This is a genomic window from Planctomicrobium limosum, assembly GCF_051465645.1.
GTDB lineage: Bacteria > Planctomycetota > Planctomycetia > Planctomycetales > Planctomycetaceae > Planctomicrobium.
In genome coordinates this window covers 5,361,134-5,374,571 of record NZ_CP195790.1, presented here as the reverse complement: position 1 = coordinate 5,374,571, position 13,438 = coordinate 5,361,134, and the positions used below count along the sequence as shown (strand labels likewise).

At 52.6% G+C, this 13,438-nt stretch carries 9 protein-coding genes; 7 read left to right on the top strand and 2 right to left on the bottom strand.

Annotated elements, in window-relative coordinates:
• Positions 1-503: 503 nt before the first annotated feature.
• Positions 504-1,181, top strand: coding sequence for a hypothetical protein (locus SH527x_RS20315; protein WP_437192515.1), 678 nt, complete (start codon positions 504-506; stop codon positions 1,179-1,181).
• A 315-nt stretch (positions 1,182-1,496) separates the two neighbouring features.
• On the opposite strand, the gene SH527x_RS20310 is transcribed toward SH527x_RS20315, so the two are convergent.
• Positions 1,497-3,416, bottom strand: a complete 1,920-nt coding sequence (locus SH527x_RS20310) for a heavy metal translocating P-type ATPase (RefSeq protein WP_437192514.1) — start codon at positions 3,414-3,416, stop codon at positions 1,497-1,499.
• Positions 3,417-3,834: 418 nt separating this feature from the next.
• Here SH527x_RS20310 and SH527x_RS20305 point away from each other — a divergent pair, with 418 nt between their 5' ends.
• A complete protein-coding gene (locus tag SH527x_RS20305; RefSeq protein ID WP_437192513.1) occupies positions 3,835-4,131 on the top strand; it encodes a transposase in 297 nt (98 codons plus the stop codon).
• A gap of 135 nt (positions 4,132-4,266) precedes the next feature.
• On the opposite strand, the gene SH527x_RS20300 is transcribed toward SH527x_RS20305, so the two are convergent.
• Entirely contained in the window at positions 4,267-5,589 is a 1,323-nt protein-coding gene (locus tag SH527x_RS20300; protein WP_437192512.1) for an alpha/beta hydrolase family protein, read from the bottom strand.
• Positions 5,590-6,765: 1,176 nt separating this feature from the next.
• Here SH527x_RS20300 and SH527x_RS20295 point away from each other — a divergent pair.
• From SH527x_RS20295 to cas7g, 5 genes are all read left to right on the top strand, one after another.
• Positions 6,766-7,812, top strand: a complete 1,047-nt coding sequence (locus SH527x_RS20295; protein WP_437192511.1) for a helix-turn-helix transcriptional regulator — start codon at positions 6,766-6,768, stop codon at positions 7,810-7,812.
• A 352-nt stretch (positions 7,813-8,164) separates the two neighbouring features.
• Positions 8,165-8,677 (top strand): RNA polymerase sigma factor, encoded by a 513-nt coding sequence (locus SH527x_RS20290; protein WP_437192510.1) that lies wholly within the window; start codon positions 8,165-8,167, stop codon positions 8,675-8,677.
• A 164-nt stretch (positions 8,678-8,841) separates the two neighbouring features.
• The gene (cas3g, locus tag SH527x_RS20285; protein ID WP_437192509.1) at positions 8,842-11,562 is read left to right on the top strand and encodes a type I-G CRISPR-associated helicase/endonuclease Cas3g; all 2,721 of its coding nucleotides are present in this window, start codon (positions 8,842-8,844) and stop codon (positions 11,560-11,562) included.
• Between the two features lie 2 nt (positions 11,563-11,564).
• Complete coding sequence (locus SH527x_RS20280) at positions 11,565-12,353, top strand: hypothetical protein (protein WP_437192508.1); 789 nt, start codon at positions 11,565-11,567, stop codon at positions 12,351-12,353.
• 6 nt (positions 12,354-12,359) lie between these two features.
• On the top strand, positions 12,360-13,436 hold the full coding sequence (gene cas7g, locus SH527x_RS20275; protein ID WP_437192507.1) for a type I-G CRISPR-associated RAMP protein Csb1/Cas7g: 1,077 nt from the start codon (positions 12,360-12,362) through the stop codon (positions 13,434-13,436).
• The last annotated feature ends 2 nt before the right edge of the window (positions 13,437-13,438 follow it).

Sequence of the window (13,438 nt, the reverse complement as noted above, 5' to 3'; positions counted from 1 at the left end):
CAACTCTCTTGAGATGCGCTCAGTCGATCGATCCAGATGGACCTGTATCGATTGCATCGAATAAGCCCGGTCGATCAGAACATTCAGGCCAGAATACTCATGATGCCTGTGAGACCACTAACGAAGCCCATCGAGTTTTCGATGGGCTTTTTTTATGGCTAGCAACCATATTTCCGCCAAGGCTCAGAAACGAGATAAGTTCCAATTGGGACTTTTCGTATGTCGGTGAATTCCACTGCAATCACCTTCATCTGAAATGGAACAGCATTCGCCCCAATTGAAGCCTCTGATGTGAAGCGACAAGTCAGGGTGAGTCACTGACGTTTTGAATTCTGGACGTGAGCGATTCCAGAATTTGCGTTCCCTTCGTGTTCCAGAAATCATGCAGTGTATCCGGCACGCGGAATTCAGCCTTTCTCCAATCAGTGAGGCTGCCACGCGGCCACATGAGAGACCGAAACGGTCTAACAGGTCGATCTTCGACTCGATGACAGGGTTCCCCCATGAAGTTCAATCGTTCATTCAATCCTTGGATTCTCGCATTTGCAGCCGCTGCAAGCGTCAATAACGCCGGCGTGATGGCAGGGTGTCCATGTGGACGTGGCGGAAACGCCGGAATCGGCTCCGGAATACCAATGAGCCCTTCATCATTCGTGTTATCGCGATCAGGTTTCCAGCCTGAGATGATGCAACCGTACGGATACCAGCCTTCTTTCGGTCAGCCCACCATCGCACCGAACTACCCGATGGCTCCGATTCCTGAAGGGACGCTGTCAACAGACGTCCCTCCAACAGGTGTGCCCGGTGTCGGCCCTGGATATTCAGGAGCAACGGCGACAAGTTGGCAACCACCTCCAGGAACACTGGGACGAACCTACCAACTCAAATCGCGACCAATCCCTGTCGAAATGCACCCTCGTTCGGCGATTATTGATGTTCGCATTAAGAATGCCACCAATGTCCGCGTTCATGATATGAACGTGAACCGAACTCAAGACTACCTGACCGGCTTTCAGGACCATGAAAACGCCAACATGTGGCATTTCACTTCAGAGCCATTGATCCCAGGTCTGACACATATTTGCCGCGTTGAAGCACGATTCGATGGACCAGAAGGTGAAGTCGTTCAGGAACGCTATGTCCGGCTCATCATGGGCAGAGTGATTGAACTCGAATTCTAGAGTAGTTCGCAAATTCGATTATCCACGACGGCAGACGAGATCCATGCTCTTGTCTGCCGTCGTCGTTTTCATTCTGCTGTTAGAGACTTTAGCTCAGACAGGGACTTCACCGCCCGAGTTCCCGAGGACTGCCGTTCGACTTCGGTTGAATTCGCACTCTGCGCGACTCCTCCTGCCCTAAGGAGAGAGGAATGCCAGAGATGATTTCTCAATGGGACGCGCCGCGGCGGGAGCGTCATCTCCAACTCGTCGATTACCTGTGAGCAGCCACGCCCCGGAACCTGCGTTGGTGGCAAATCGCCACTCGCAGGGAAATCAATTGGCATTCATTTCTTCAAAATCCGAACTGCTTCGCTGCGGAAACGCCGTGCGGAGTGCGTTCAAGACGGCTACCACATCGATGACTTCCTGAAAGATTGCTCCAGCGACAGGAGGCAACATGCCGATCGAGGCGATCCCCATCCCTACCAGACTCAGAAGCATGCCACCTACCGCACTTTGAAGTGCGATCGTCCGCATGCGACGGCCGAGATGCAGAAATTCATCCAGCCTTTCCAGACTGCTATCCATAATAACGACACGAGCTGCTTCAGCGGCCACCTCGGTGCTTTGCCCGAAGGCAATGCCGATCGTCGCCGCGGTCATCGCCGGAGCATCATTGATGCCGTCTCCCAGATAAATCGTGCTTGCCTTCCGAGTTTCTTCCTGAACAATCCTTAGCTTCTCTTCCGGGCTCTGACCTGCATAGACCTCTTGAATTCCGACCTGCTCTGCAAAAAAGCGAACTTCTGCTTCACGGTCACCTGAGACCAGTAGGATTCGTCTAAACCCGTGTTGTTCCGGCAGGTGGCGAATGAACTCTCCTCCCTCTTTGCGAGGTTCATCGCGAAATTGAAATAGAACAAGAATTCGTGAATCAATCAGCATCAGACATTCCAACCCGGGAGACTGTGGAGGCAATGCTCCCTGGAACTCAGGATGGAGTTTCAACAACTTGCTCCGGCTGGTCACCCAGAGATGCTGTCCGGCGACCTCTCCACTCAGCCCCGTGCCCGGCTTTTCCCCCACTCGGTCGGCTTCAATGAGTTCAATATTCTGGTGCTGTGCAGCATCTAAGATAGCGGAGGAAAGAGGGTGCTTCGAATAGCGTTCCAGACTGGCGGCGAGTTGGAGCGCGTGACGCGAATCAATCCCTTCACTGGACCACTGAAAGACAAGTTTAGGTTTCCCATAAGTCAGAGTGCCGGTCTTGTCGAAGATGGCGACCTCACAGGTATCAATTAATTCCAAAGCCGCTGGATCTTTGACGACAATTCCCCGCGTGGCCGCCTGAGAGATCGTTCCCACGATTGCGACCGGAATTGCAATCAGCAGAGGGCAAGGCGTGGCAACAACGAGTACAGCCAGAAATCGCAAGGGATCTCCACTGATGATCCAGGCTGCGATGCCAATCACCAAGGCAACAGGTGTGTAGATCGCTCCCAGTGAATCGCCAAGTCTCCGTAATCGAGATCGTTGCTGCTGGGAGAGACGCATGACTTCCATGATTTTGGCATATCGCGAATCAACAGGTCGCTTGTCTGCGCTAATGGTGAGTGCCTGCTCGCCATTGATGGCTCCGGACAACACCGCGGCACCAGGAACCTTGGAAATGAGAAAGGGTTCACCAGTGAGATACGATTCATCCATCGTTCCGTGTCCCTCCAAAACCGTTCCGTCAACAGGACACGTTTCGTGAGGAAAAACGACCAGCGAATCACCAATCTGAATCTCATCCAGAGCAATATCAGCGAGCTTTCCGGCCGAGAGCCGATGAGCGATTGATGGCATACGCCGCGCCAATGCCTGGAGGGCGGAAGAAGCCTTTTCCGTTGCGAAGTTCTCCAGCGTCTGACCTCCAGAGAGCATGAGAACAACGATGCTTCCTGCGAGATATTCTCCCAGCAGAACGGATGTCACGATTGAGACCCCGGCGAGCAGATCGGAACCGAACTCACCTCGCAGCACCTTCCACAGCAACCCAAGAACAAGGGGAATGCCGCCGACTGACAGGACGAAGTACAAAGGAATTGTTGAGGCCAACGCAGAGACGTCTGTGCCGTACTTCAGTCCTAGATGCACCGCAATGCCACTGACTGCAAGTCCGGCAATCAATCCCTCAGGCTGCTTACGGCATTGGCCAATGAAACGGAAGATCCAGTGAGAACTGTCTGCATCGAGAGTGACGGTTGACATGGAGTGAACTTGCAAGAAGAGGACTGATATTGGGCCAACTAAAACATCTTAAACCCGACGCAGCGGATATCTCGACTCATTGACTGTAACACATGAGGTGGTTTCACACCCCTTTAACGATGGTGTACAGGCAGGCTCAGTGAACGAAGCCTTCGAACAGCTCTGAGTCGTGTCCCCAGCGGGTGATCAGCCGCCGGCAATTCTGCAACCAGCTGAATGTTCGCTCGATCCGGTATCGCCGCTCGTAGCGTCTGAGCGAGCGGCCGTCCTGCAGGTTTGGCCTGGTCCGATTCTCACGGTGCGGGCAGATCAGTTTAATCCCCCGGGCCTGAAGATGTTCCCGCAGCCGCTCAGGAGTTTCCCACGGATGGTGGGCGCTGGGAAAAGACCTTCTTGTTCCCAGTGAGGAGAGCAGGATATGTCTCAGAGTCGTCGTATTTTCACCCCTGAGTTCAAATGTGAAGCGTTGCAGCTGATGCAGCGAGAAGGTCTTTCGCAGGCCGAAGTGGCGCGTCGTCTGGACATCGATCCGAGCACGATTCGCAAATGGCAGCGGCAGTTGCAGGTTCAGGGAGAACAGGCATTTCCTGGTCAAGGTCGGCAGACTTCTCTTGAAGAAGAGAACCGGCGTCTACGCGAAGAGAATGCCCGGCTGAAGATGGAACGGGAGATATTAAAAAAGGCGACGGCATTCTTCGCGAAGGAGTCGAAATGAGATACTCCTTTATTGAAGATCATCGTGAGCAATGGCCGGTCTCGTTGCAATGCCGCGTGTTGCAAGTTTCTCGCAGCGGGTTCTATCCGAGCGGTGCTTCCCTGCGAACTAGCGATTCTTGTTTGTTAGGAATGGCTATTTCTTATCGGACCGGAAATGCCGGTCGGCGAAGTCGAGGTACTGCTGCCAGTCATACTCGGTGATGTCATGCTTCCCGGCACTGACATGATAGCCGATCGTTCCAGTATTTAGTGGCTGGTCGGGTGCGGGCATCTCCTCTGGGGGAGCCGATCCGCCGAATCCATCCGTGCCGAGCAATCGGTAGATGGGATCCGCATACTTCGCAGAGAGAAATTCCCCTTTGGGGTCGGCGGGGAGGTCCAGACTCGCACTGGCGATATAAACGGGGCGTGGAGCGAGCAGCGCGATCAGCTCGTGCATATCGACCGGGACTTCCAGCTCGCGGCCGTCATACTTCATCAGGTTGCCGCAGAACCAGTGCGGGTTGACGTAGAACAGGAGCTTTAATGTTTCACCGAACTGACGGCTGTTCAACGCTGCTCCGCCGCAACCGGAGTTGTTGGAAATGATCATGGCGAATCGTGGATCGGATGCGCCCGCCCACAGAGCGGTTTTGCCGAGTCGGGAATGACCGATGACGGCGACCTTCTCTGGATCAACACCCGGCTCCTGCTGAAGTATGTCGAGTCCGCGACTGAGTCCCCACGCCCAGGCAGCAATGCTGCCCCATTCATCGTCCGCTGGCTTTTGTCCAGGAGAATGAAATCCGGCATGGACGCCGTTCTGGAACCCGTCATGGAAATCAGGATCAATGTCGCCGTAATAGGCGGTCGCCACTCCATAGCCTCGACTGACGATCAGCTCCATCGGCCACCTGCTGGCATTGACGCCGCGTGATTTCTCCGTGGCTCTGTTATTCACTACCCATCCTTCGGAACGGTTTCGCATCCAGTTGGTGTTTAACTGAACATCGGAATCGGTGACGGCGGAATGGTTCCCTTGAAAGTTCAGTCCCCAGAAGAGGGGAGCTTTCTCTGCCCCCTTGGGGAGATACAGCAGAATTGTCATCACAACCGGCTTTGGAGATTCCACCAGCGTGACGGCGATCTCTTTGCGAATGGCTTTCCCGTTAAGGGCGTCCTCCTTCACTGAGATGACTTTGGACTTCACTTTTTCAGGGGCCGGCGGGGCCTTGCCGTAGTATTGTTCCGTGAACAACTTCAGGAGTTGAGGACGCCGCTGCTGTGTCCATTGTTCCGCTGAGGTGATCGGTTCTCCATTAGGAAACTTCAGCAAGTCGGAAGGGGGCCCGGGGAGTGCTCTCGATTCATCCAGATGAATTGGAGGTCGCTGAGCCAATGCCGAGTGTCCCGGCCAAAGCCAGACTGCAATCAAAGCACTGGCCAACACGCCCACTTCAAAACATTTTCTGAACATCGTGTCTCCACTTCGGTCAGCAGTTGAAAAAGGGTCGAATCCTCTTCCGTATCATCGCTATCGGAACCGGGAGGATATCCGATCGGAGAAGAATCCTCATCCATCCGGTTCAAATCCGGTGGCGGGCATAGTTCCGGGGCGAGGTGAGGAGGTGCGGATCTGATTGTTCGGGGACTGGTGCTTCCGGCTCGCAGGAAACGAAATGACAGTCTCCTTGAATCTTCGTAAGGCCGGGTGTCGTTGGCGAGTTCCTGGAATGTTCTTCACCCGGCTTCATCATAGCGATAAGTGAACATTCCGGTACTGGCGACGTTCATCTGGAACTTGCGGCTGAGAGTATCGTAACGATCAGGACCAGCTTACTGTCCGGTGTGACGACGGCCCCTTTCCGCGGCAGTGTGTCGTCACTCGTCGTTTCAGGGGTTGAGGAGTATGCGGGGTGATCGAGAACGACATCTGCAAGATCTTTGGCAGATGTTGAGTGATAAGTCCTGATCACAAATCAACGCCGTCGGTAAATCCCGTAAGCGGCGGAATGCCTGTGTTTTCAAAGGCAGCAATCGTCCCAGTTGCTCTTCTCTATTATCATAAACTCCTCCCTGATAATAAAATACAACACATCGTTTAAATGGGACTGTGATGTCAGAATTCCGACGTTGACCGGTCGGCACGCAACGTCACTCTGACTTCAGTGTCACGCTGCAAGAGGAATTCAAATTAGCTGCTGCAGGGGTAAGTGAAGAACTTGGTCATTGATCTCCAACAGCACAAGTTTTTAATCCCGGGATTAGAATCCACCGTAAATCACGAGCAGAGCAGGAACGAGGCATCCACTCGAAATCAGCCACCTTGATTTGAGCCGGCCCTTTTAGAAGAACTGGCTTTGATCGATGACATCTGATCCCCCATTCATTGAACTTCAGAAACTACTGACCGGTCACTGCAACATTTCGACTCATTGGTAACTTGTCACAGTGAGTGATCTTCCAGCCGAAGAAGTGAACGGGAGTATTACTCGAAATTCCTATTCACTGCGTTTCTGGTGAATTCGGCTATTCCGCATCTTGTCAGAGACCACCAAAATGATGTACGTTTGTCACGTTAGACAGAATTTGGAGGTCGGGCCTGTAATATGCGCCTTCAAGGTTTGTCTTCTGCGTTCACGACGGGCACATCATGAACAGTCTTCCTCCACTCGAGCGGCAATGGGTTCTCCTGCGTACGCTCTCGGCGCGCCGTTTTCGGGCAACAGTAAAGGAACTCGCAGAAGACCTTGGCACTTCCCTCAAAACCATCCGATGCGACTTAGATTTGCTTAAAGGCTTAGGATTTCCCATTTCGCCGCATGGAGGAGCCCATGGACGCAATCACTGGGTTGCGGAGTTCGATTCCTCTGCGCCTCCGCTCACGTTTGATGTCAGCGAAGTCCTGGCCTTGTATCTGGGCCGAACGCTGCTGGAACCGCTGACAGGCACACTGATCTGGGAATCTCATCACAGTGCCTTCCACAAAATTAAGGCCACGCTGAAAGAGCCTGTTATTGATTATCTCGGCCAACTTCAGGGATTGGTCTTTCGCACGACGTTTCGCAATAGCGTTTATCAAAACAAGTCGGAGATCATCGACTCGCTGATGATTGGAATCGAGGAACGTCGCATCACATTCTTGACGTATCATTCAGCCAGATCGACCGAGCCATTAACTTACGACGTCTATCCCTACGGTCTCGTTTTTCACCGCGGATCACTTTATCTGGTGGCACACTCTCAGCAACACGACCAGATTCGAACCTTCAAACTGGACCGTGTGGAGGATGTGCAATTGGAGACTCTGAAGTTCCAGAAACCTCCCGACTTTGATCTGCAAACCTACCTGCAGCACAGCTTGGGCGTCTTTCATGTTGAAGGCGAACCACAACGTGTCGTGGTCCGTTTTTCTCAAGAGGTGGCTCGCTATGTCACCGAACACCGGTGGCATGATCGTCAATCACTAACGCAACAAAGCGACGGCACGCTGCTAGTAGAGTTCTCCCTGACATCTCTGGAAGAACTGAAAAGCTGGGTCCTGAGCTTCGGGTCTCAGGCCTTGGTCGAGGAACCCGAACAACTGCGAGAACAGATTCAGGAAGAGCTTGAGCAGATGGTTACTGCTTACCAGTTAACAAATGCCAACTTCACATCAGCATGCCAAACTCGCAATGCGAACCACCCACAATCTCACTGATACACTTCGCCTCAGATGTAATCTCAAACGAGCCACAAACGACCGAACTATTTAAACCTTACCTCTTTCTCGTTCAGAACAACGACCAGAGACTTCACAGCAGGCCGAGGCATGCGAAATCTCAGCTTTACAAGCAGGTTCCTTCAATGGGGCCATGCCTTTTCAGCATGGAATACGACGTAAGTCGCTGCAACTCAAAGACAACAGTATGCCTTCAATGGGGCCGCTTGGTAGCGGTGCATATTGCAATACTACCAAGAGAGACCCGAGTTTTCAAATACAACGGTATGGAACCGCGCCAAAACCGACACTAGACTTATGAGGAGACAGAAACCGACAAAAGGAGCCAGAAATGCTGACAGACGAAATCATTCGCGACTTCGAAAAAATTACCAACAAATGGAAAAAGTTTTCGATGACGGAACGAGATGAAATTTTCTCGAATGCGCTCTTAATATTCCACACTCACAACTCAACGAAAGAAATTGAACAGCCGTTATACTGGCTGGTTTCTACAGCTAAAAAAATTCAGTTTGAGGTCCTTCGAGAGCGAAAGAAACAGCATGCGGTAGACGAAGCTGCGAGAGTCACATGCGTCAGTAAACAACGTCTTTCCTGCAACAGCAGCAATTCCGAAGCACCACGACGCTCTAAAGTTCTCGAAAAGCGATTCGCGAACATTGATACCTGGAAGAAGCTTACAGCTCACCATCGCGAACTCATCATCAAAGTTTATGTTGAGAACCTTTCAGTCTCAGCTGCTGCGCGCGAGATCGGGATCCCACGCAGCACAGCCAAGAGCTGGATTTCGCGAGACCTTGCACGATTGCGACGGGATCTTGCACTACAAAACCTCGTCAGTTGAGGTCAATGCGGCGGCCAGTGCATCGAATAGTCAATGCCAAAGCTGTCAGAAGCTCCGCGTTGATATTGTAATCCGCAAACTGAACTTATGGCTTAAGTGGCGAAGCGTAACGATCACAAAAAGAATCGTTACATAGTGACAAGAAGCAACTCAGGGATATGCGAATGTCTGATTTCGAAACTCTTTTCCAGGAATTAACGGGGTATCTGCCCTTCCCTTGGCAGAGAGAGCTCTACCAGCGGTTCCTTCAGAATGCTCTACCCGAGATTTGTAACCTCCCGACAGGTTTGGGCAAAACTTCAGTCATTCCGATCTGGCTAATCGCCCTGGCAGAGGGAGCAAAACTGCCGCGGCGTCTGGCGTACGTCGTCAATCGACGCACGGTTGTTGACCAGACGACAGATGACGTGGAGTCCCTTCGCCGTCGCCTCCTGAATGATCAGTCCACCGATGGTGTCATTCAAAAATTCAAAACGAAGCTATTCGAGTTGTGCGCTTTGCCGACGGAGATCCCACTCGGCATCAGCACACTGCGAGGAGAGTTTGCAGATAATCAGGAATGGGCTGCCGACCCTGCCCGGCCTGCAGTGATCTGCGGGACTGTCGATATGATCGGGAGTCGACTGCTGTTTAGCGGATATCGGATCGGATTTCGGTCACGCCCGTTGCATGCCGGTTTTCTCGGCCAGGATACACTGATCATCCATGATGAATCACATCTGGAACCGGCGTTTCAAATGTTGTTGACATCAATTCGTGACGAGCAACTGGTTGGTCGATCCCCCGATACGCGTCCCATCCAGGTGATGGAGCTTTCGGCCACATCAAAGAGGAGTGACACTGCTTTTAAGCTGACAGCAGAAGATCGTAACCATCCAGCCGTCCGATCCAGACTCATGGCGAAGAAGCGGCTTCGGCTGCACTCAATTGACGATGAGAAGAAAAAACTCGCGGAGAAGCTGACGGAACTCGCACTGCGTCATTTGAAGAGTGGCGAACCCGTCCTGATTTTTGCTCGCACAGTGGAAGTGGTCGAGCAGATTGCTGCAGCTCTGACCAAGAAGTTGCCTCAAGATCACGTCGCCACACTCACGGGAACAATGCGCGGACTTGAACGCGATCAACTAGCAAATGAAAACGGCGTTTTCCTGCGGTTTCTCTCCGCGGGCAATCATCCCGCCAATCAGTCATTAACAGCAGGAACCGTTTACTTGGTCTGCACAAGCGCCGGTGAAGTGGGAGTCAATTTATCTGCACATCATCTCGTCTGTGATTTGTCCACTTTTGAAAGCATGGCGCAACGCTTCGGTCGAGTGAACCGGTTTGGGACTTACGATGACACACAGTTCGATGTCGTACACCCTGCAGCCTTTGCAGAGGATGACAAACTGGACGCGTACGAAGTCGCACGAAAACGGACGCTGACGTTATTGGAACACCTTAAGGGGGATGCGAGTCCATCTGCGTTGGAATGTTTAAATCAGGAAGACTGCACCTCAGCTTATGCCCCAATTCCCTTGCAGCTTCCCACATCCGACATCCTTTTCGATTCATGGGCCCTCACTTCGATAACAGACAAACTTCCCGGGCGTCCTCCGGTTGATGAATATCTTCATGGTATCCCGACAGCATGGGAACGACCGCGCACGTCGATCGCCTGGCGTGAGGAAGTTGAGATTCTATCCGAGAAAGCTCGTGAAGATCGCTCGTTACTGGAACAGTTGAACATCACACCTGATGAACTCCTCGAAGAATACCCTGTCAAACCACACGAAATCCTGCAGGACGACAGTGGGCGGATCTTCGACAAGCTGAAGAAGATCGCCGCCCGGTGCGATGCCCCGGTTTGGGTGACTGACCGGGAAGGAACGTCTCATGTCTTACTTCTTTCAGAGTTAGTCGGAGGAAAGAAGGAGGATTTTGATGCTGACCTTGTCTTGCTTCCTCCGCGCGTCGGGGGTCAGAATGGAGGATTGCTAGATGCTTCATCACTAACTGCGAATGATGTGGCTGATGCATGGATGATATCCGTCGATGGACAGGCGATCCCCCGGCGGGTACGCCTCTGGACTGACGATGAACGGCCGAAAGGAATGCGGCTGGTTCGCACGATAGAAATACGTCCTCATCTTGATGACCAGGATGCTACACGCGGTGCCGACGACTCCTCAGAAGATCAAGAGGAATCACCGAACAGAACATGGAAGTGGTACGTCCGTCCTGCGTCTGCGGATGATGATGGATCAAAGACTGCTACATTTGCAGTTTCTTGGGAGCAGCACACTTTAGACGTCCGTCAGGGAGCTGACGCAATTGGACGCCGCTTGCTAGGCGATGATTCCGAACTGGCCGATGCACTAAGTCTTGCAGCTTCGATTCACGATCTGGGGAAACGCCGCACGCTGTGGCAGCAGAACATCGGCAATCCGAATCCAGCATGCTGGTATGCCAAGTCGGGTCTGGATCCAGTGACGAAGCAGATTTGGCAACCGCAAAGTTCAATTCGATATCGGCACGAATTCGGATCGCTCATGGATGTCTTGTATTCCAACACCACTGCTGACCAGGAACAGGCGGAGATTTTCGAGCGATTTCAGAGACTGTCTCCTGTTATGAAAGATGTGGTTTTACATCTCGTGGCCGCACACCACGGGAGAGCACGGCCGCATTTCACGGAAGAAGAAGCCTTTGATCCAGATCGAGGCTTAAATCATTGCGATCAGGTCGCATCAGAGATCCCACAGCGATTCGCGCGTCTGCAGAGTCGGTATGGTCGGTGGGGACTGGCTTGGCTGGAATCGCTTTTGCGTGCAGCGGACATTGCAGCCAGTCGTCAGCCAGGTCTTTCGACTCAGTCTGCAGAGCGGCAACTGGAGGAGGTGTAAATATGCATTCTGCTAAAGCGGGAATTCATTTAAACGTCGATGTTACAAATCCGGGTCAGTTCTTCGCTTGCTGCGGGTTGCTGGAGCTAGCTGATCGCTTATGGCCCGGCGCGACAGGCTGGTTCGAAGCGAATCAATTCCGAATCGCCTGTGTTGGCACGCTCCAAGAGTTGATTGCTCAACTGAGCCAGACGCGACTCACGCAGGTTGATCCCAGTAGTAACACGTCGTCTCCCATTCAGCTTGAAGCTCCGTTTCATCTCCTGCTCGACTGGTGGCACGATCAAAAATCTGGGGGCAAAGAGTTAAAAGTCTGGGCAGGAACAATGGAGAGTGTGCGTATCGCTAGAGCAATGCAAGCAGTACTGAGCGATCCAATCTTTCAGACGGAAGATTGCTTAAACGAAGGGACCGTAGCATATGACATCGAGGATCCCTCAAAGAAAGTAGAGCCCTTCTATTTTGACGCACGGCGTGGGCCAAATGCGCATTCACGCGATGTCGGTTTCTCTGCAAATGCACTTGGGCTGACCACCACTGCGGCCCCCGCGGTGGAATTGCTGTGCCTGATCGGACTGCAACGCTGCCTGCCTGCCAGAACAGATCGACCTCGCATCTTTCGATATTTCACATGGATCCAACCGGTGTCATCCGCGATTCTCCCTGTCGTGGTGAACGGACTCTCACATGCAATTCGTAGACAAGGTTATCAGTTTGAAAACTGGTATCGAACTGGACAGAAAAAACACAAAGCATTTCTCCCTGCAATCCCAATCACTGAATCGAGGTAACTGAAAATGAGCACTGCAAAATCGTTCGATACTTATCTGCAGGCGGATGGCCCGGCAGCACTCGTGATACGCGAGCCATTAATGCCGGTCGAAGGCGAGGATGGCGTGCTGTTTCCTGCCACATTTGCGGGAGGGGACGGCTTCCCCGGAGGCTATAACATCGATGGCGATCCTCAGGGAGAAAATTTCTGTTTGGTTGATAGTGTCGGCTCACAGGCCAATCGAATCGAACCTCTTTTTGAAAGTGATCCATACGCCCAGCTTGTCCCTCAAATTGCCATTAAGGCGGGAGACAACCTTATCAATCTGCTCCAAGCAGGACACCGCGCAGGCGATGCCCTCGTTCGATGCTCAGAGCTTCAAGAAGAACTGCAGCAGGCTTTTAAGGAAGTTCTTCGCGGAAACTCCGAAGCGATGGCCAAGATTGCGCCGACGTCACTCATCTTCGGAGTCTGGGATTCCCGCGACACACAAGCCAAGCTTCCGCGACTGGTTTCATCTACGATCCGAGCCAGAAACGTTCGACAATTAAGACGGTCTGCGCAGTTTAATCCGGCCACAGACTTTGTGCGTGATGGGCTTCTTGATGAACCTCTCGACAAGGCTGCGAAAGATGCATATGCAGTACGTGGCTTCATCCACGTTCCAGCGACTGGAACTCATGGAGGCGTCATCGCAGAAGGGGGAGTCGTACGCACTGCGACCTTGAGTCTCGCCGCATTAAAACTCCTGTCAACTAAGGATCCGGAACAGACCCAGAAACTTCGACGATATATCCTTGGTCTTTCGCTCGTCGCATTCACGGCCCATACCGCAAACTATCTGCGACAGGGCTGTTTGCTGGTATTGAATCCCGATAAGGAGCGGGAATTCTCAGAGGTTTATCCAAATGGGAAACGCACTCCTTGCACTCTGACACACGAGGCAGCATTGAAGTTTGCTCAAGCTGCTGCAAAGGAGTTTGGAGTGGGAGAATCCCGGACAGTCGACTTTGACAAAGAGCGTGCCAAGCGGGATGTCTCCGGAGAAGCCGGAGCAAAGGGCAAGAAAAAGGGGAAAAAATCTGAAGCAGCGGGAGCGTGATC